Source organism: Agromyces mediolanus, assembly GCF_023715325.1.
In the GTDB taxonomy this organism is placed as follows: domain Bacteria; phylum Actinomycetota; class Actinomycetes; order Actinomycetales; family Microbacteriaceae; genus Agromyces; species Agromyces mediolanus_A.
In genome coordinates, this window is record NZ_JAMBNX010000004.1 from 127,365 (window position 1) to 146,898 (window position 19,534).

At 72.9% G+C, this 19,534-nt stretch carries 15 protein-coding genes and 2 pseudogenes; 11 read left to right on the forward strand and 6 right to left on the reverse strand.

The features are described 5' to 3' along the window. Window positions 1-4: 4 nt before the first annotated feature. Entirely contained in the window at window positions 5-934 is a 930-nt protein-coding gene (locus M3147_RS08725) for a carbohydrate ABC transporter permease (RefSeq protein ID WP_251203084.1), read from the forward strand. Then, a complete protein-coding gene (locus M3147_RS08730) occupies window positions 931-2,697 on the forward strand; it encodes a glycoside hydrolase family 9 protein (RefSeq protein ID WP_251203085.1) in 1,767 nt (588 codons plus the stop codon). Before M3147_RS08725 ends, M3147_RS08730 begins: the two co-directional genes overlap by 4 nt. A 31-nt stretch (window positions 2,698-2,728) precedes the next feature. On the opposite strand, the gene M3147_RS08735 is transcribed toward M3147_RS08730, so the two are convergent. Then, entirely contained in the window at window positions 2,729-3,865 is a 1,137-nt protein-coding gene (locus M3147_RS08735; RefSeq protein ID WP_251203086.1) for a glycerate kinase, read from the reverse strand. 182 nt (window positions 3,866-4,047) lie between these two features. Here M3147_RS08735 and M3147_RS08740 point away from each other — a divergent pair, with 182 nt between their 5' ends. From M3147_RS08740 to M3147_RS08750, 3 genes are read left to right on the forward strand one after another with little or no spacing between them, the layout of a single operon-like run. Continuing rightward, window positions 4,048-5,226 (forward strand): Gfo/Idh/MocA family protein, encoded by a 1,179-nt coding sequence (locus M3147_RS08740; RefSeq protein ID WP_251203306.1) that lies wholly within the window; start codon window positions 4,048-4,050, stop codon window positions 5,224-5,226. Next, on the forward strand, window positions 5,223-6,521 hold the full coding sequence (locus M3147_RS08745; protein WP_251203087.1) for a DUF993 family protein: 1,299 nt from the start codon (window positions 5,223-5,225) through the stop codon (window positions 6,519-6,521). Before M3147_RS08740 ends, M3147_RS08745 begins: the two co-directional genes overlap by 4 nt. Continuing rightward, entirely contained in the window at window positions 6,518-7,390 is an 873-nt protein-coding gene (locus M3147_RS08750) for a sugar phosphate isomerase/epimerase family protein (protein WP_251203088.1), read from the forward strand. Before M3147_RS08745 ends, M3147_RS08750 begins: the two co-directional genes overlap by 4 nt. A 150-nt stretch (window positions 7,391-7,540) precedes the next feature. Here the strand turns inward: M3147_RS08750 and M3147_RS08755 are convergent, their stop codons facing one another. The 3 genes and pseudogenes from M3147_RS08755 to M3147_RS08765 all read right to left on the reverse strand — a co-directional run bounded on the left by M3147_RS08755 (window position 7,541) and on the right by M3147_RS08765 (window position 11,448). Then, window positions 7,541-8,539, reverse strand: coding sequence for an ABC transporter substrate-binding protein (locus M3147_RS08755; RefSeq protein WP_251203307.1), 999 nt, complete (start codon window positions 8,537-8,539; stop codon window positions 7,541-7,543). A 92-nt stretch (window positions 8,540-8,631) separates the two neighbouring features. Further along, window positions 8,632-9,060, reverse strand: a pseudogene (locus M3147_RS19520) (ABC transporter substrate-binding protein); the annotation flags it as partial. A 63-nt stretch (window positions 9,061-9,123) separates the two neighbouring features. Further along, the gene (locus M3147_RS08765) at window positions 9,124-11,448 is read right to left on the reverse strand and encodes an arylsulfatase (RefSeq protein WP_251203089.1); all 2,325 of its coding nucleotides are present in this window, start codon (window positions 11,446-11,448) and stop codon (window positions 9,124-9,126) included. Window positions 11,449-11,597: 149 nt separating this feature from the next. Between M3147_RS08765 and M3147_RS08770 the strand changes: the two genes are divergently transcribed. The 3 genes and pseudogenes from M3147_RS08770 to M3147_RS08780 all read left to right on the forward strand — a co-directional run. Next, a complete protein-coding gene (locus M3147_RS08770) occupies window positions 11,598-12,191 on the forward strand; it encodes a TetR/AcrR family transcriptional regulator (protein ID WP_251203090.1) in 594 nt (197 codons plus the stop codon). 351 nt (window positions 12,192-12,542) lie between these two features. Beyond that, the gene (locus tag M3147_RS08775; RefSeq protein ID WP_251203091.1) at window positions 12,543-12,749 is read left to right on the forward strand and encodes a hypothetical protein; all 207 of its coding nucleotides are present in this window, start codon (window positions 12,543-12,545) and stop codon (window positions 12,747-12,749) included. Window positions 12,750-13,080: 331 nt separating this feature from the next. Beyond that, a pseudogene (locus tag M3147_RS08780) lies at window positions 13,081-13,890 on the forward strand (VOC family protein); the annotation flags it as partial. Between the two features lie 108 nt (window positions 13,891-13,998). Here M3147_RS08780 and M3147_RS19625 read toward each other — a convergent pair. Continuing rightward, the gene (locus M3147_RS19625) at window positions 13,999-14,640 is read right to left on the reverse strand and encodes a TetR/AcrR family transcriptional regulator (protein ID WP_368859828.1); all 642 of its coding nucleotides are present in this window, start codon (window positions 14,638-14,640) and stop codon (window positions 13,999-14,001) included. 111 nt (window positions 14,641-14,751) lie between these two features. On the opposite strand from M3147_RS19625, the gene kynA reads away from it, so the two are divergent. Genes kynA through M3147_RS08795 form a run of 3 tightly spaced genes read left to right on the forward strand, consistent with a single transcriptional unit; the run spans window position 14,752 to window position 17,917 of the window. Further along, entirely contained in the window at window positions 14,752-15,645 is an 894-nt protein-coding gene (gene kynA / locus M3147_RS08785; protein WP_308201053.1) for a tryptophan 2,3-dioxygenase, read from the forward strand. Between the two features lie 2 nt (window positions 15,646-15,647). Then, window positions 15,648-16,661, forward strand: coding sequence for an amidohydrolase family protein (locus M3147_RS08790; RefSeq protein ID WP_251203092.1), 1,014 nt, complete (start codon window positions 15,648-15,650; stop codon window positions 16,659-16,661). Beyond that, window positions 16,658-17,917, forward strand: coding sequence for a kynureninase (locus M3147_RS08795; RefSeq protein ID WP_251203093.1), 1,260 nt, complete (start codon window positions 16,658-16,660; stop codon window positions 17,915-17,917). Before M3147_RS08790 ends, M3147_RS08795 begins: the two co-directional genes overlap by 4 nt. A 72-nt stretch (window positions 17,918-17,989) precedes the next feature. Here the strand turns inward: M3147_RS08795 and M3147_RS08800 are convergent, their stop codons facing one another. After that, on the reverse strand, window positions 17,990-19,531 hold the full coding sequence (locus tag M3147_RS08800; RefSeq protein WP_251203094.1) for a DHA2 family efflux MFS transporter permease subunit: 1,542 nt from the start codon (window positions 19,529-19,531) through the stop codon (window positions 17,990-17,992). Window positions 19,532-19,534: the final 3 nt, after the last annotated feature.

Sequence of the window (19,534 nt, forward strand, 5' to 3'; positions counted from 1 at the left end):
CACCATGACCACCACCGCCGCCCCGGAAGCCCGCCCCGCCGAGCGCCGCACCGCCCCCGCCGCCCCGCCGCCCGTCCGCCGCCGCCGTCGCCGCGGCGACGCGCTCGGCCGCACCGGCCCGTCGAAGTACCTCGCCCACGCGGGCGTCTGGCTCTACGTGCTGCTGCTCGCCGCGCCGCTCTACTACCTCGTCATCTCGGCGTTCAAGCGCAACACGGACATCTTCAACCAGCCGTTCTCCCCGTTCACTCCGCTGACCTTCGACAACTTCGGCCTCGCGTTCAGCCAGGCCTCGCTCGGCACGGCGATGCTGAACTCCGTCTACGTGACCCTCGGCGCGGAGCTCGTCACGCTCCTCCTCGCCATCCCCGCCTCCTACGCGCTGGCCCGCTCGAAGGGCGCGGTCGGGCGGATGGTCGAGCGGGTGTTCGCGCTGGGCTTCCTGATCCCGGGCTTCGCGGCCCTCGTGCCGACGGTGCTGCTGTCGATCTCGCTCGGACTGTTCCACACCCGCGAGTTCCTCATCCTCTTCCTCCCCGCCTCCGCGCTGCCGCTCACCGTCATCCTGCTCACCCAGGCGATGCGCGCCGTGCCCGCCGAGCTCGAGGAGTCCGCGGTGCTCGACGGCGCCGGGCCGCTGCGCGTGCTGTGGTCGGTGTACGTGCCGCTGTCCGTGCCCACGCTCACCGTCGTCGCGATCCTGAACTTCCTGTCGTTCTGGAACGAGTACTTCTTCTCGCTCGTGATCATCGGGCCCGACGCGGCGCTGCGCACCGCGCAGGTCGCGCTGCCGACGCTGTCCATCGCGAACGCGGCCCAGTACGGCGTGCTCGCCGCCGGCATCATCATCACGCTGGTGCCCGCCTACCTCGTCTACGCGGTGTTCGCCGACAAGATGGAGAGCGCCGTGCTCGCCGGAGCGCTGAAGGGATGACCGTGCGCGTGCTGACGAGCCACCTCGGCTACGACCTCGGCGCCGCCAAGCGCGCCGTCGTCGCCGGGCTCGCCGAGGGTGAGACGCCCGCCTGCGCGCTCGTGCGGGACGACGGCGCGCGCATCCCGCTCGCCGCGGAGCCCGCCGTGCACGTCGACGCCTGGGCGGGCGGCGCGTACGCCCGGGTCGAGCTGAGCCACGTGGAGGAGCCGGGCCGCTACCGGCTCGAGGCCGCGGTCGACGGGGAGACGGCCATGTCCGAGCCGTTCGCGATCGGCGTCGAGCAGTTCGCCGCCGGCACGCTCTCCGACGTGCTCTACGCCTTCAAGGCGGTGCGCTCGAGCGGCGAGATCGACCGGAAGGACCGCGAGGCGCAACGCTGGGGCGACGCGGACGGGCCGACCGTGGACGCGCGCGGCGGCTGGCTCGACGCGAGCGGCGACCCGAGCAAGTTCCTCAGCCACCTCACGTACTCGCCGACGATGAGCCCCCAGCAGATCCCGATGTGCGTGTGGGCGCTGTTCGAGGCGCGGGAGCGGCTCGCGTCGAGGCATCCGCGGTTCCACCGCGCCCTCGGCACCCGGGCCCGCGACGAGGCGCTCTTCGGTGCCGACTTCCTGGTGCGGTTCCGTGCGCCGGAGGGCTCCTTCTACACCGGCATCTTCGACGGACTCACGAAGCGGCTCGAGGAGCGCTTCGTGAACGCCCCGTTGCCGGAGTGCGTGCGCACCGACCGCTACCAGGCCTCGTACCGGGGCGGCGGCGGACTCGCGATCGCCGCGCTCGCCCGTGCGGCGACCGTCGCCCGCGAGGAGCCGCTCGGCGAGTACGACGCCGCGACGTACCTCGCCGCCGCCGCCGGCGCCTTCGCCGATCTGGAGCAGCGCAACGGCGACTACCTCTTCGGGCTCGACCTCGCCACGGGCGAGCTGACCCCGAGCACCGAGTCGATCGTCAACGACGTGTGCGCCCTGCTCGCCGCGGCCGAACTTACCGCCGCGGACCCCGGCGGCACCCGCTACCGGGAGGCTGCCGAGCGCCGGGCGATCGCCCTGCTCGCCCGGCACCGCGCGGATCCCGACGACCCGAGCGCCCCCGGCTGGCTCGAGGCCTGGGACGACGGCCGCCCGTACTTCAGCCCGGTCGAGGCGGGGCTGCCGATCGTCGCGCTGCTCCGCTTCGCTGCGGTCCTGCCGGACGCGGCGACCGCGCCGGCCGCACGGACGCTCGCGATCCGACTCGCGGCAGAGCTGCTCGCCCGCACCGAGGCGGTGGCCAACCCCTTCGGCTACCCGCGCCAGCGGGTGCAGCCGCGCGGCGGCGAGCCGCGGGACGCCTTCTTCTTCCCGCACGAGAACGATACCGGCTACTGGTGGCAGGGCGAGAACGCGGCGCTCGGCTCGCTCGCCTTCGCCGCGCTCCTCGTCGCCGAGCTCGACGGGACCGCCCCCGCGCTCGCCACGCGGCTCGAGGCCTTCGCCGCCGACCAGCTCGCCTGGATCCTCGGCCGCAACCCCTTCGACGCGAGCATGCTGCACGGTCGCGGCCGCAACACGGTCGAGTACTCCCGCGACCACCCGAACGTGCCCGGCGGCATCGTGAACGGCATCACGAGCCACCCCGACGACGAGCACGGCATCGCGTTCCTCACCGAGGAGACCGCGGGCGGGCCGGACAGCTGGCGCTGGGCGGAGCAGTGGATCCCGCACTCGGCGTGGTACCTGCTCGCGGCCTCGGCGCTGCCCTCGACGGCGGCGGAGTAGCGGGCCCCGCGCGCTGCGGAGGGCGGATGCCTCAGCGCGCCCGGGCGAGCTCGACCCCGGCGGCCCGCAACCACGCGAGCGGGTCGGCCATCGCCCGCGCACCGGAACCGGCGAGCGAACTGAGCGAGGCCGTGGCGCGGAAGGCGCTCGTCTCGGCGTCGATGCGACCGGCGACGAGGGCGACGGGCACCCCGGCGACGGCGGCCCGCGCGGCGACCTCGCTCGGGACCTTGCCCGCGGCGGACTGCCGGTCGTAGCGCCCTTCGCCGGTGATGACGATCCGGGCCCCGCCGAGCGCGGCGTCGAGGCCGATCGCCTCCGCGACCGCGGCGGCGCCGCCGCTCATCCGGGCGCCCCACACGAGCAGCCCGAAGCCGGTGCCGCCCGCCGCTCCGGCCCCCGTCGCGGCCGCGAGGGCGGCGCCGCCGGGGATCCGCTCGGCCAGTCGCGCGAGTCCGCGCTCGAGCCGATCGATCTGCGCCGGCTCGGCGCCCTTCTGCGGACCGAACACAGCGGCCGCGCCCTCCGCGCCGAGCAGGGGGTTCGTGACGTCGCCGAGGATCGTCGCCCCGCCGGGCGGCAGCGAGCGGAGTCCCCCGAGTTCGACCCGGTCGAGCTCGGCCAGTCCGCCGCCGCCCGGCGCGATCGGCTCGCCGTCGGCCCGCAGGAAGCGCGCGCCGAGCGCCGCGAGCGCTCCGGTGCCGCCGTCGGTGGACCCGCTGCCGCCGAGCGCCAGCAGCAGCCGCTCCGCGCCGGCGTCGAGCGCCGCCCCGATCGCCTGGCCGAAGCCGCGCGTGCAGGCCTCGAGCGGGCGCGGCCGGTCGAGGAGCGTCAGTCCACTCGTCGCGGCGAGCTCGACCACGGCGGTGCCGTCGGGGAGCAGCAGCCACTCCGCCGCGTGCTCGCCGCCCGCCGGGCCGGCGACGACGACGGCGCGGCGCTCAGCCCCGGGCACCGCGGCCGCGAAGGCGTCGAGCGTGCCCTCGCCGCCGTCGGCCATGGGGCGCAGCAGGATCTCGTCGTACGGGCGGACGGACGTCCAGCCGGCGGCGATCGCCCGGGCCGCGTCGGCGGCCGTGGCGCTGCCCTTGAACGAGTCGGGGGCGACGACGACGCGGGGGACCGCCGGGCGAGCGGCTCCGTCGCCGGTCGGGAAAGCGTTATCCATGCTGCGATCATGACAGCCCGACCGGGCGGCGGCAAGCCCGCGTCATCCGGCCTTGCGCGGCGCTCCAGCGCATGCCACACTCTCGGTAAACGCTTTCCCGAGTGCGGCGACCACGCCCGCGCTCCCGGACCTGAAGAGGAACCACCGTGGCAGAGCAGCCCACCCGCACCATCGGCATCATCATGAACGGCGTCTCCGGCCGCATGGGGTACCGCCAGCACCTCGTGCGCTCCATCCTGGCCATCCGCGAGGAGGGCGGCGTGCTCCTCGGCGACGGCGAGACCCGCGTCCAGCTCGAGCCGATCCTCGTCGGGCGCAGCGAGAAGAAGCTCGCCGAACTGGCCGCCAAGCACGGCATCGAGCACTGGACGACGAACCTCGACGAGGCGCTCGCCGACCCGCGCTGGGAGATCTACGCCGACTTCCTCGTCACGAAGGCGCGCGCCACGGCCATCCGCAAGGCCATCGCCGCCGGCAAGGCGATCTACACCGAGAAGCCCACCGCCGAGAGCTTCGAGGAGGCGCTCGAGCTCGCCCGCCTCGCCGAGGCCGCCGGCATCAAGAACGGCGTCGTGCACGACAAGCTCTACCTGCCGGGGCTCGAGAAGCTCCGCCGCCTCATCGACTCGGGCTTCTTCGGGCGCATCCTCTCGGTGCGCGGCGAGTTCGGCTACTGGGTGTTCGAGGGCGACTGGCAGCCCGCCCAGCGCCCCAGCTGGAACTACCGCGCCGAGGACGGCGGCGGCATCATCGTCGACATGTTCCCGCACTGGAACTATGTGCTCGAGAACCTCTTCGGCCGGGTCGAGTCGGTCTACGCGAAGGCGGTCACCGAGATCCCCGAGCGCGTCGACGAGCAGGGCCGGGCGTACGCCGCGACGGCCGACGACGCCGCCTACGCGATCTTCGAGCTCGAGGGCGGCGTGACCGCGCAGCTGAACTCCAGCTGGACCACCCGGGTGAACCGCGACGAGCTCGTCGAGTTCCAGGTCGACGGCACGCACGGCTCGGCCGTGGTCGGCCTCTTCGGCTGCAAGATCCAGCCGCGCAACGCCACCCCGAAGCCCGTCTGGAACCCCGACCTCGCCGACGCGCACGACTACGCCGGCGACTGGATCGAGTCGCCCGGCAACCGCGAGTTCCAGAACGGTTTCAAGGCGCAGTGGGAGGAGTTCCTCCGCCACGTCATCGAGGACGCCCCGAACCGCTTCGACTTCCTCGCCGGCGCGCGCGGCGTGCTGCTCGCCGAGGCCGGCCTGCGCTCGAACGCCGAGGGCCGCCGCGTCGAGCTGCCGCACGTGACGATCGCGGGCGCGGGCGGCGCCGAGGCATCCGCCGAGCTCACCGGAGTCCGCGCGTGACCGCGCTCACCCTGCTCGCGGGCGACGGCGCGGTGCGCGCCGTCGCCCTGCGCGAGGCCCCCGCCTTCACGAAGCCCGGCCGGCCGCCCGCCAGCCGCGTCGCCTACGCGGCCGCGCACGTCGTGCCGCGGGCCTCGGCCGACAACACCCCCGGCGTCCCCGCCGACATCGACTGGGACGCGACGCTCGCGTTCCGCCACCACGTCTGGAGCTGGGGGCTCGGCGTCGCCGACGCGATGGACACCGCGCAGCGCAACATGGGCCTCGACCCCGCCGCGACCCGCGAGCTCATCAGCCGCAGCGCCGCCGAGGCGAACGCGGTCGGCGGCCGGCTCGTCGTGGGCGTCAACACCGACCACCTCGAGACCGAGCACGCCTCCCTCGCGGAGATCGTCGACGCGTACCGCTCCCAGCTGCACCACGCCGAGGACGCCGGCGCCGGCGCCGTGCTCATGGCGAGCCGGCACCTCGCCCGAGCGGCGCAGAGCGCCGAGGACTACCGGCGCGTCTACGGCGAGGTGCTCGCCGCGGCCGGCGCGCCCGTCGTGCTGCACTGGCTCGGCCCGGCCTTCGACCCGGTGCTCGCGGGCTACTTCACTTCGGCGGAGCTCAGTACGAGCGGCTCCGACGACGTGGATGCCGCGGCGGACACCCTGCTGGACATCATCGCGGCGAACCCCGACCGGGTCTCCGGCGTGAAGATGAGCCTGCTCAACGCGGACGCCGAGATCGCGGTGCGCCGCCGGCTGCCCGCGACCGCGCGCATGTTCACCGGCGACGACTTCCACTACGTCGGCCTCATCGAGGGCGAGGGCGCCGGTGCCGGCGCGGGTGCCGGCACGGGTGCCGGCGCGGGTGCCGGCGCCGGCACCGGTGCCGCCGGCGACGGGCCGGCCCGGCCGTACTCCGACGCGCTGCTCGGGGCCTTCGCCGCCGTCGCCCCGAACGCCTCCGCGGCGATCCAGGCGCTCGACGCCGGCGACGTCGGCGCCTACCGGGCGATCCTCGGCCCCACCGAGGCGCTCTCCAGGCAGGTCTTCGCCGCGCCCACGTACTACTACAAGACCGGCGTCGCCTTCCTCGCCTGGCTGAACGGGCACCAGCCCGCCTTCCAGATGGTCGGCGGCCTGCACGCCGCCCGCAGCCTGCCGCACCTCTCCCGCATCGTGGAGCTCGCGAACGACGCGGGCGCACTCGAGCGGCCCGAGCTCGCCGCGGCCCGCTGGCACGCGCTGCTCGGAGTGAACGGCATCGAGGCGCGCAGCGCCGCCGTTCCGGTGGGGGCCGGCGCATGAGCGCGCACCCGCGGCTGTCGATGAACGTCGGCACGATCAAGTACGCCGGCTTCGACGAGTCGCTGCGCCTGCTGGCCGAGGCGGGCTACGAGTCGGTCGGACTCTGGCGCGAGCCGATCGCCGAGGTCGGCCTCGCCGCCGCCGCCCGCCGCTTCCACGACTCGGGGCTGCGGCTGTCGACGCTCTGCCGCCAAGGCTTCTTCACGATGGCGGAGGGCCCCGCCCGGCGGGCATCCATCGACGAGAACCGCCGCGCGATCGAGGAGACGGCGGTGCTCGCCGAGTCCGGCGCCGTCGGCTCGCGCGCGGTGCTGGTCCTGGTCGCGGGCGGGCTCCCCGAGGGGTCGACGGACCTCATCGGCGCCCGCGACCGGGTGGCCGACGCCCTCGCCGAGCTCGCGCCCGAGGCATCCGCCGCCGGGGTGACGCTCGCGATCGAGCCGCTGCACCCCATGTACGCGTCGGACCGCGCCGTGGTGTCGACCCTGCGCCAGGCGCTCGACCTCGCGGCCCCGTTCGCCCCGGAGACGGTCGGCGTCGCGGTCGACACCTTCCACCTCTGGTGGGACCCGGAGGTGCTGCCGCAGATCGCGCGCGCCGGCCGCGAGGGCCGCATCGCGACGTACCAGGTGTGCGACTGGAAGACCCCGCTCGCCGCCGACGTGCTGCTCTCCCGGCACTACCCGGGTGACGGCGTCGTCGACTTCGCCGGGCTCACCCGGGCGGTCGAGGCGGCGGGCTACACCGGTGACGTCGAGGTCGAGCTCTTCAACGCCGACATCTGGGCGAGCCCGCACGCCGAGGTCGCCGCGCGCACCGCGGCGAGCTTCGCCGCGGCCGTCGCGCCGCACCTCGCCCCCCACTCCTGATCCCGAGTTGCCCAACTTTCATGAAAGTCGGGCAACTCGGGCTGGTGTCCAGGGTTGCCCAACTTTCATGAAAGTCGGGCAACCCTGGGTGGAGCGCACGGCGGCCGGCCCGCCTCCCCGCGAGGACGGACCGGCCGCGGTCGTCTCCCGTCAGTCCGCCGGCTGGATCTGCCGCAGCGACGGGAACTTCATCCCAGTGACCGGGGTGAGCTCGACGCCCGCGACCGTCACGTAGATGTCGTTCGCCTGGTACCAGACGACCTGCCAGGCCTCCTCGACGAGCAGGCCGTTCAGCGCCTGGATCTCGGCCTGCTGCGCCTCCCCCGGCTCCGCGTCGAGCGTCCGGTCGACCTGCGCCTGCAGTTCGGGGAACTCGGCGATGTCCGGCTCCGGCATGTACCACTGCGGCACCGTGAGCTGGCGGGCGATCGTCGCGGTCGGATTCGAGTCCACGGCGAGCACCGAGATGAACATCGGGTAACTCGGCGCGTTCGACTGGTAGTCGACGTACTGGAACTCGTCCCAGGTGACCCGGATCCCGAGCTCGCCGAAGGTCTGGTCGACCGCAGCCTGCCACGGCTGGAACGGCGGCGCCATCGGCATCGTCACGTCGAAGCCGTCTGCGTAGCCCGCCTCCGCGAGCAGCGCCTTCGCCCGCGCCAGGTCGTGCGGGTAGCGGCCGTCGAGCTTCTCGTCGTAGCCAGCGAAGCCGGCGGCGAAGAGCTGCGGCGTCGCGACCCCCTCGCCCTCGCCGATGCTCGCGAGCAGCGCCTCACCGTCGAAGGCGTAGGCGAGCGCCTGGCGCACCCGCGGGTCGCCGAGCGGGGCGAGCGTCGAACCGGTGTGATCGTTGATGCGGAGGCCCACCCAGGAGGCGACCTGGGAGGCGACGTTCCAGCCGTGCTGCTCCGCCATCCCGACGGTCGTGGCGTCGCCGTAACTGACGTCGATCTGCCCCGCCTCGAGCGCGTTGTTGCGGGCGCTGGAATCCTGCATCGGCAGCACGGTGACCTCGTCGAAGGGGAAGTCCTCGGCCGCCCAGTGCTCGGCCACCCGCTCGAAGCGGTACTCGGCGCCGGGGATCGTGGCGTCCGAGAGCGTGTACGGGCCCGAGCCGACGGGCGTCTCCTCGAGCGTGCCGGCCTCGATCGCCGCGGGGCGGCCATGTAGCTCCGGCCGAGTCCCATGAAGTAGAGCAGCCGGTCGTCGCGGCGCGACAGCCGGATCTCGACGGTGTCGTCGTCGACGGCGCCGAAGCTCTCGACGTTCAGGTACGACTCGCGCGAGACGGTGCCGTCCTTCAAGTGCGCGAGGTTTGCGATCGCGGCGTCGGCGTCGAAGGGCTCGCCGTCGGAGAACACCGCGTCGCTGCGGAGGTTCATCGTGAGGGTGAGCCGGTCGTCGGAGAAGGCCCAGTCGGTCGCGAGCCCGGGCTGCGGCTCGCCCGCGCCGTCGATCGTGACGAGCGGGTCGTAGATCGCCGAGAGGTACGGAGCGTTGAAGCCGATGTCGGCGCTCGCCGGGTCCCAGGAGGTGAGGTCGGCGAAGTTGCCGATGCGCAGTTCGCTCGGGACGGCGGCGTCGTCGCCGCCGTCGCCGGCCGAGCAGGCCGTGAGGGCGAGGGCGGATGCCGCGACGAGCGCGACGGCCGCGATGGGGGTGCGGTTCATGGTGTTCCTTTCGTGGTCGGGGGAGTGCGGAACAGCTGGGTCGGCCGACGGATGCCGGCACGGTCAGTCGGCGACGGCGAGCACCGCCTCGTCGAGCCGTCGGATGACGGTCGCGTCGTGACGGGACCTCGCCCCGGGAAGGTAGGTGACGGCGCGCAGCTCGCCGCCGAGGAAACGGAAGCCGCCCGGGTGCCGCTCGTGCAGTTCCCAGTCGACTGGACCGCCGTAGTCGTACCCGACGCTGATGCCGGTAAACGGGGCCATACCGAGCAGCATCGGCACGGCCGCGAGCTCGGCGTCCGGCATCCCGTCTACCTCGAGGTGGACCCGCCAACGCAGGCCGTCCAGTTCATCGAACCGGAGCGTGAGGAGGTGCTCACCCGGCTCGAGCCGGGCGCCGTGCGCCCGGTGCATGACGCCGTAGGCGTTGTACGAGACGAGCGGCCGGCCGCCCTCGATCGCGAGCAGGTACCCGCCGCCCTGGTCGCCGTGCGCGACGACGACCCCGGATGCCTCGGGCGCGAGCACGAACTCGGCGCGCACCTCGAAGGAGCGCAGCACGGTGAGCCGCGACGCCCGGAAGCGTTCGAGCGGCGGCCGGAACGGCGGCAGCCGCACCGGCTCGGCGAGCGCGCACTCGCGCTCCGGCCGACTGCGGAACAGCGAGCCGTCGTCGTCCAGGGGGAACACGGTGTTCCGCCAGGCCTCGCTGCGCCAGTCCTCGGCGAGTTCGCCGAGGAGGGACGGATGCTCCGCCGCGAGGTCGCGCGTCTCGGTCGGGTCGCCCGCCAGGTCGTAGAGCTCCCACCGTCCGCCCGCGGCTCCCTCGGACGGCGTCGGCGCGATCGGGGAGACCGCCTTCCAGCCCGCCGACACCAGGGCCCGGCGGCCGAAACTCTCGAAGTACTGCGCCGTGCGGCCCGGCGCCTCGGCGTCACCGAGCGCGGCGGCGAAGCTCCGCCCGTCGGGCTCCTGCGCGGGCCGGCCGTGCCGCTCCGCCAGCGGGGTGACGCCCGCGAGCTCGAGCAGTGTGGGCGCGAGATCGGCCACGAAGACGAACTGGTCCCGGAGGCCGCGATCAGCGCGCTCCACGGGCGCGCCCGGCCACGAGACCAGCAGCGGGGCGTGCACGCCGCCCTCGTACAGTCCGCCCTTGAAGGAGCGGAACGGCGTGTTCGAGACCCGCGCCCAGCCCGCCGGGTAGTGGCCGTGCACGCGCGGCCCGCCGAGCAGCTCGAGCTCGCGGGGCACGTCGCGCACCCATTCGGGCGGCACCGGCGTACCGGCGACGAACTGGGCGAAGTAGCTGCGGGTGCCGCCGGGCCCGCCCTCCGCGGTGCCGCCGTTGTCGCTCGCGACGACGATGATCGTGCGTTCGAGCTCGCCGAGCTCATCCAACCGGGCCACGAGGCGGCCGATGCTCTCGTCGACCTCGGTCACCGAGGCCGCGTAGACCTCCATGTGCCGGGCGAAGAGCTCGCGCTCGGCATCCGTCAGCGCCTCCCACGGCGGGATCATCGAGGCATCCGCTTGCTCGCCCGCCGGCAGCCGCGCGCCCGCCGGGACGATGCCAAGCTCGCGCTGGCGAGCGAAGCGGGCCTCGCGGAGGGTGTCCCAGCCGGTGGCGTAGCGGCCGCGCTGGCGGGCGATGTCCTCGGGCTTCGCCTGCACCGGGCCGTGCACCGCGGTGTGCGCGAAGTAGAGGAAGAAGGGCTTCTCGGCGTCGTTCGCGCGCAGCCCGTCGATCATGCCGAGCGCCTCCTCGGTGAGCTCGTCGGTCAGGAAGTACCCCTCCGGGAAGCTCGGCCGGTCGACGACCGAGTTGTCCCGCACGAGCCGGTGCGGGTGGTGCAGTGAGGTGAAGCCGTCCATGCTGCCGAAGTAGCGGTCGAAGCCGCGCTGCAGCGGCCAGCTCGAACGGTCGCCGCCGTCGTGCATCTGGGACTCGACGGTGAGGTGCCACTTGCCGACCATGAACGTCGCGTAGCCGCCGGCGCGGAGCGATTCGGCGAGCGTGGGCGCGTCGTCGGGGAGTTCGCACGTGAAGCCCGGGTAGCCGGGGTCGACGTGCGCGACGGTGCCGAAACCGGCGCGGTGCGGGTTCAGTCCGGTGAGCAGGGCGGCGCGGGCGGGCGAGCAGACTGGAGCGGTGCGGTAGTCGGTGAAGACCCAGCCGCCGTCGGCGAGGCGGTCGATGTTCGGGGTGGGGATCTCGCTGCCGAAGGGGCCGAGGTCGCTGAAACCGAGGTCGTCGACGAGCACGACGACGACGTTCGGCGCGCCGGCGGGGGCGGAGCGGCGCGGCCGATCCCAGGGCGTGGACTCGGAGGCGAACTCCTCGACCCGCCCGCCGAAGCCCTCGTAGCCTCGTGCAGCTGCCCGTCCCATGCATCCTCGCAATCGTTAGAGACCAAGTGGTCACTAACGATAACCGCCGCCGGCTTGCGCGAGGTCACGAACGCGTAACTTTCTCCACGCGTGGAACAACGTATGCTGTGGGGCAGCAGCCGGTCAGCCGGCCGAACGAGGAGCCGAGGATGCCGAGAGTCGTCGATCACGACGCGCGCCGCGACGAGATCGCGGCGGCCGCGTGGCAGGTCATCGCCCGCGACGGATTCGACCAGCTCACCATGCGCCGCATCGCGGCGGAGGCCGGCTACTCGCACAGCGCCTTCGCCAGGTACTTCCCCGACAAGGAGAGCCTGCTGAACGCGGTCTTCCTGCTCACGCGGGGCGACGCCGACGCGCGCATCGACGAGCTCACGGCCGGCAAGCGGGGCCTCGCGGCGCTGCACGGCATGTGCGTGGCCGCGCTCCCCTTCGGCCCGGAGGGCACCCGGCACGCCAGGGTCGGCGTCGCCTACTGGAGCTACGCGGCGCAGAACGAGGCCTTCTGGGCGACGCAGCGCGAGCACGCCCGCCGCTGGCGCGAACGGATCATGCGGTACCTGGAGGAGGCGCGCGACGACGGCGAGATCGCCGACGACGTCGACCTCGTCACTGCCTCCGACCGGGTCGCCTCGTCGAACATGGGCTGGCAGACGATCCGGCTGCTGATGCCCGAGTTCTCGACCGACGAGCGCATGCGCGCCGCCCTCGACGCCCTGCTCGCGAGCCTGCGCCGCCGCTGACCCACCCCGCCCCCTCCTGAGTTGCCCAACTTTCATGAAAGTTGGGCAACTCAGCCATGAACTCAGTCCCCAACCGATCCGGAAACGGCGGCTACGTCGACGGCCTCGGCCCGCCGGTCTATCGCTCGAAGTCCGAGCAATAGTCCTACTGAGACCAACGCGAACCCCCCGATGAGCCACCACATGAGTGGCGTGACCGGCGCGACTCGTACCCAACCAAGGTGAGCGCGAGAGTGAGCAGAGCTACGAGCGTTGTGAGGGTGCCCATGAGTGAACCCACTGACGACAGGACCGGCCCGGGGCAACAGCTTGCACGGCGAACTGCTACGCCTGAGAGGTAGAGTCACTCCCATGGGGGACATGCAGACCGCCCGTCGCACGCCCATCTGGTTCATGGCGACCTACTGGTCGCTCGTCGCCGTCGGGGTCGTCGCCGTGGTGCTGGCGTTCACGGTAGGCAGCGCCGAGCAACGCATCTGGACAGGGACCGTCGTATTCATCGGCGTCGTCATCCTGACCGTCGCCCGCTTCCTCGTGCGGCGCCCCCCAGCGAGCTAGGCACAACTGCGCAGCAGGCCACCCCATGCCGATGCCGCCCGCCGCAGCCGCTCAAGCCGCTCAAGGATCAGATAGACCGCTCCTGGGCTCCGGCGCCGCGGGACCGAGTCGCTGCGTGCCCGGCTAGAGACGACCAGCTCGGCACCAGATCGAACGCCACTGGGCTGTCCTCCGGCTCCCCTTCTTGAGTTGCCCAACTTTCATGAAAGTCGGGCAACTCGGATAGGAGGAGGTGGGAGGGAATAGCGCGGGGCGCTGCGCGGTAGTATTAGTTGTGCTTACAACCAATGGGGCGCCGAAGGGCGCCGGACTCCTCGCCGCCGACACCGGCATGGGTGCCGTGACGCTGCGGGTCGCCGACCTCGACGGCATGATCCGGTACTACCGCGACGGCGTCACCCTCGAGCTGCTGCGCCACGACGGACCGGTCGCCGTGCTCGGCCGCGGCGCCACGCCGATCATCGTGCTCGAGCACGCGCCGGAGCTGCGCCACGCCTCCCCGCGCGACGCCGGGCTGTACCACACGGCCATCCTCTTCGACTCGCGCGAGGCGCTCGCGACCTCGATCTACTCGGTCGCCTCCCGATACCCGGGCACCTTCACGGGCAGCGCCGACCATCTCGTCAGCGAGGCCTTCTACTTCACCGACCCGGAGGGCAACGGCGTCGAGCTCTACTTCGACCGCGACCGCTCCACCTGGAGCTGGGTGCACGGCACCGTCGAGATGGCGACGATGCACCTCGACCCGAACGCGTACCTGCGCGAACACCTCGGCGAGCCGGGCGTGCAGGCCGCGGCAGCGGGCACCGGGCTCGGCAGCGCGATCGTCGGCCACGTGCACCTCTCCGTCGGCGACGTGGCGAGCGCGCGCGAGTTCTACGTCGAGCGCCTCGGCTTCGAGACGACCGCCGAGCTGGGCGATCAGGCCCTGTTCGTCTCGGCCGGCGGCTACCACCACCACATGGCGATGAACACCTGGGGCAGCCGGGGCGCCGGCCGCCGCGGGCTCGCCCTCGGGCTCGGCAAGGTCGAGATCGTCGTGCCCGACGCCGAGGAGCTCGGCGCGCTCGGCGAGCGGATGGCGCACTTCCGCGTCGGCGTGCGGGACGACGGCCGCACGCTCGCCTTCGACGACCCGTGGGAACCTCGTCGAGGTGCGCGCGGCCCAGTAGGCCGCGCAGCGAGCGGATGCCTCGGGCGCGGATGCATCCCACGCGGATGCCTCGTCGAGGCATCCGCGTCGGTGTTCCTACTCCGTGGCGCCGCGCCCGTGCTGCAGCTCGTGGAACTCGGCGAAGCTCGGCGCCTCGCCCGGCAGTGGGGTGAGCTCGGGGCGGGCGCGCAGCCCGTCGAACACGATGGTCAGCTGCCGGTGCCAGTGCGGCAGGTAGCCGCCGCCGAACTGCCCGACCGAGCCGAGCATGTTCGCGAGCACGGAGAGGTCGACGCCCGTGACGTCGGCGCGCAGCGAGCCCTCGGCCTTGGCGCGCTCGACGAGCTCGTTCAGCAGCGGCTCCATCGCGAGCGCTGGCTGGTGGTCGGGGTAGATCTCGCCGACGCGGTGCAGCAGCGCCGCGAGGTACGGGGTCTCGGCGATCCACCCCGCGAGGCGCTCGATGTAGCGCTCGATCGACTGCCAGGCGGTGTCGGCCTCGAGGATCTCGGGCTGCATGTCGCGGAACATGACGAGCGCCGAGTCGTAGAGCTCGAGCAGCAGGGCCTCGCGGTTCGGGAAGTGCCGGTACACCGTGCCGGCCCCCACCCCCGCTCGAGTGGCGAGTTCGTCGAGCGGCGCATCGATGCCGCGCTCGGCGAACAGGCGACGGGCTTCCACGAGCAGCCGCTCGTGGTTGCGCCTAGCGTCGCGACGGGTGGAGGTCGACGAGCTCATCCTCGAATTCTAGCGACGGAAGCCCCCGGCCATTCATGCGGATTTTCGCAGAGCGCCACCTCCATGCACTTCGGGACCCGGTCAGCCGAGGCGCGCGCGTAGGCTGGCTCCGTGACTCAGCACGAAGACGTGGCGAACGGCGTCGAATCCAACGGCGTCGAAGCGAACACCCGGCAGATCGAGGCATCCGTCGTCACCGACTTCAGCGACCGCATGAGCTACGGCGGGTACCTCGACCTCGGCACGCTGCTCGCCGCGCAGCGGCCGATCTCCCGGCCCGAGCATCACGACGAGCTGCTGTTCATCATCCAGCACCAGACCACCGAGCTCTGGCTGAAGCTCGTCCTGCACGAGCTCGAGGCGGCCTGCGCCTACCTGCGCGCCGACGAGCTCGCCCCCGCGCTGAAGTGCGTCGCCCGGGTGAAGCACATCCAGAAGACGCTGACCGAGCAGTGGTCGGTGCTCGCGACGCTGACGCCCACCGAGTACGCGCAGTTCCGCAATGTCCTCGGCAACGCGAGCGGCTTCCAGTCGTACCAGTACCGCGCGGTCGAGTTCGTGCTCGGCAACAAGAACGCAAAGATGCTGCAGGTCTTCGACGCCGATCCCCTGGCGCACGCGGTCGTTCGCCGGGCCCTCGAACAGCCGAGCCTCTACGACGAGTTCCTCCGGCTGCTCGCGCGTCGCGGCTACCCCGTGCCGTCCGCAGCGCTCGAGCGCGACGTCACCCTCGCCTGGACCTTCCAGCCCGAACTGGTGCCCCTCTTCGCCTCGATCTACGCGAACCCCGACGAGCACTGGGCGGCGTACGAGACCTGCGAGGAGCTCGTCGACCTCGAGGACAACTTCCAGCTCTGGCGCTTCCGCCACCTGAAGACGGTCGAGCGCATCATCGGCTCGAAGACCGGCACGGGCGGATCGTCGGGCGCGCCGTTCCTGCGCCGCGCGCTCGAGCTCACCTTCTTCCCGGAGCTGTTCGCCGTCCGCACCGAGATCCCCGGGTGATCATGACGGCGGGCGACGGCACCACCGCGCCGGGCGGGCTCCCCGGCCGGTCGGCCAGGCTGCGCCTCGCCGACGGCACGCCGGGGCCCGAGGGGGTGGCCTTCCCGCCGTTCGTCGACCACCACGTGCACCTGCAGATGGTCGACCCGGATGCCGCGCCGAGAGCGGGCATCGCGGGCGTCGTCGACCTCGGCGCCGAGCTCACCGCGATCTCGGCCCTCGCCGCCCGCGAGCCGCTGCCGCGCGTGGTGCACGCCGGCCAGTTCCTGACCGCGCCCGGCGGCTATCCGGGCGACCGCTGGTGGCTCCGCCAGGGCAGCCTCCGCGAGCTGCCTGCGCCGATCGGCGCGCACGAGCGCCGGGCCCTCCCCGACCCGATCGAGACGGCCGTGGCCGAGCAGGCCGCCTTCGGCGCCACGCTCGTGAAGGTCATGCTGAACGCCGTCGCCGGCCCGGTCTTCGACCGCGAGACGCTCGACGCGATCATCGCCGCCGCCCGCGCGCACGGCCTGCTCGTCGCCGCGCACGCGGAGGGCGAGGGCATGGCCCGACTCGCGATCGAGGCCGGCGCCGACGCCCTCGTGCACGCCCCGTTCACCGAGCGCCTCGACGACGGACTCGTCGCCCGGGCGGCCGCCGCGGGCCAGTGCTGGATCTCGACGTTCGACATCCATGTGCGCGCCGGCGAGGCATCCGCGCTCGCGATCGCTGTCGACAACACGGCCCGGTTCCGCGCCGTCGGCGGTCGGGTGCTCTACGGCACCGACCTCGGCAACGGCGAGCTGCCCGACGGCGTGAACACCGGCGAGCTCTCCGGCCTGCTCGCCGCCGGGCTGCCGCCGGCCGAGCTCATCGGCTCGCTGACCGACCCGTGGCCGCTCGCCGAGGCGGCCGAGTGGGGCGGCGACGCCCTCGCCACCTTCGTGCCCGGCCTGCCGCCGGGCGACGCCGACGAGCTGCCGGCCTGGCTCGCGGCCGCCCGCGTCGTCCCGATCGAGAACCTGGAGTTCGGATGAGCCTCGACCAGCACCTCGCCTACGCCCGCCGCATGGACCGGGCCGACGGCCTCGCCCACTACCGCAAGCGCTTCGCCGGCGCCGACGGTCCGCTCGTCTACTTCGACGGCAACTCGCTCGGCCGTCCGCCGCTCGCTGCCATCGAGCGCATGCAGCAGTTCATGACCGAGGAATGGGGCGGCCGGCTCATCCGCGGCTGGGACGAGGCCTGGCTCGCGCAGCCGACCGAGGTCGGCGACCGCATCGGCCGCGCGGTGATCGAGGCGACGGCCGGGCAGACGATCGTCGCCGACTCGACGACGGTGCTGCTCTACAAGCTCGCGCGCGCCGCGGTCGACGCGCAGATCGCCCGTGACCCGCAGCGTCGGGAGATCGTCGTCGACACCGACAACTTCCCCACCGACCGCTACGTGCTCGAGGGCATCGCGAACGAGCGCGGGCTGCGCCTGCGCTGGATCGAGGTCGACACGGCGGCCGGCGTCACCCCCGCGCAGCTCGCACAGGCCGTCGGGCCCGAGACCGCCCTCGTCGTGGTCTCGCACGTCGCCTACCGCTCGGCGCATCTCGCCGACGCCCCCGAACTCACCCGCATCGCGCACGACGCCGGGGCGCTCATCCTCTGGGATCTCTGCCACTCGGCCGGCTCGGTTCCGGTGAAGGCGGATGCCTGGGGCTTCGACCTCGCCGTCGGCTGCACCTACAAGTACCTGAACGGCGGCCCCGGCTCGCCCGCGTTCGCCTACGTCCGCGAAGACCTGCAGGGCGTGCTCGCGCAGCCCATCCAGGGCTGGTGGGGCACCAAGGACATGTTCCTGATGGGGCCGGAGTACGAGCCCGTTCCCGGCATCCGCCGCTTCCTCTCCGGCACCGCGCCGATCCTCGGCATGCTGCCGATGGCCGAGACCCTCGCGATGATCGAGGAGGCCGGCATGCCCGCGATCCGGGCGAAGTCGATGGCGCTCACCGCCTTCGCGATCGAGCTCTCCGAGGCGTGGCTCGCCCCGCTCGGCGTCACCCTCGCCTCGCCCGCCGACCCCGAGGAGCGCGGCGGACACGTCACCCTGCATCACGACGCCATGCGCGAGGTGACCGCCAGGCTCTGGCAGCGCGACGTGATCCCCGACTACCGCGATCCGGGCGGCCTGCGCATCGGCCTCTCGCCGCTGTCGACGAGCTTCGAGGAGGTGCACCGCGGGCTGCAGCAGACCGAGCAGGTGCTCCGCCAGGTGCTGACCGAGCGGGCCGGGCTGGCCTAGGGGCCGGCCCCTCCCCTGCCCTGCCCTGCCCTGCGGGAGGGGGTGAGGCGGGAAGGGGAGAGGACGGCGCGACTACTCCGAGCGGGACGCGGATGCCTCGGCAGGCGCGCCGCCCGCGGCATCCGCGCTGCCCGAGTCATCCGGACGCTGCCCGCCCCACGCGACCGTGACCTTCGGCTTGGCGAAGAACAGCACCACGACGGCGCCGAGCGCGAACCCGATCACCGGCAGCCAGAGCGACTGGCTCATCGCCGTCGCGAAGCCCGCGGCGAGCTGCGGCGGCAGCCCGCCCGAGCCGGCGGCTCCCGCCGCCTCGCCGCCGAAGCCGCCGGAGAACCCGGGCAGCTCAGCTGCGAGCCGCGCGTTCAGCAGCGCCGTGATCGCCGCGCTGCCGAGCACCGAGCCGACCTGGCGGGTCATGTTGTACACGCCGGAGCCCGCGCCCGCCTGCTGCTGCGGCAGGTTGCGCGTCGCCGAGGAGGCGAGGGGCGCCCAGATGCCGGAGAGTCCGAACCCGAGCAGCGCGACCGGGAAGAGCAGGGTCCAGAGCTCCGCCTCCGGCGAGAGCCAGAGCGCCATCCAGGCGAGCGCGACCGCGACCGTCGAGAACCCGGCGAGCGCGACCCACTTCGGGTCGACCCGGTCGGTCAGCTTGCCGATGATCGGCGCCATGATGCCGGAGGCCACCGCCATCGGCGCGAGCATGAGCGCCGCCTGCGTCGGGTCGAGCCCACGGGCGATCTGGAAGTAGAAGGCGAGCGGCAGCGGCATCGAGGTGATCGCGAGGCCCACGAGCGAGATCGCGACGTTCGACAACGCGAAGTTGCGGTCGCGGAAGAGCGCGAGCGGCAGCAGCGGCTCCGCGCGGTTGAACCGCTGCCAGACGAGGAAGCCGGCGAGGACCACGGCACCGGTGATGATGAGGCCCCACACGCTGATCGGGCCGACGATGGTGCCCCAGTCGTAGCTCTCGTCCTCCTGGATGCCGAACACGACGAGGAACATGCCGACGCCGCTCAGCACGACGCCGAGCCAGTCGAAGCGGTGCGCGTGGGTCTCGAGGTTCGGCACGAGCCAGACCGCCATCGCGAAGGCGACGATGCCGACGGGGACGTTGACGAAGAAGATCCACTCCCAGCCGAGGGTGTCGACGAGCACGCCGCCGAGAATCGGGCCGACGAGGGTCGCGATGCCCGCGACCGCGCCCCAGAGCCCCATCGCCGCCCCGCGCTGGTTCGGCGGGAAGATGCGGGTGATGACCGCCATCGTCTGGGGCGTCATCAGAGCGGCACCGAGCCCCTGCACGGCGCGCGCGGCGATCAGCATCGTGATGTCGCCCGCGAAGCCGCACCAGAGCGAGGCGAGGGTGAAGATCACGAGGCCGATGAGGTAGATCCGCTTCGGGCCGAAGCGGTCGCCCAGGCGGCCCGTGATGAGCAGCGGCACCGCGTAGGCGAGCAGGTACGCGCTCGTCACCCAGAGCACGGCGGTGATGTCGGTGTTCAGGTCCTCGAGGATGGCCGGGTTGGCGATCGACACGATCGTCGAGTCGACGAGGATCATGAAGAACCCGATGACGAGGGCCCAGAGGGCGGGCCAGGGCTTGCGTTCCATTTC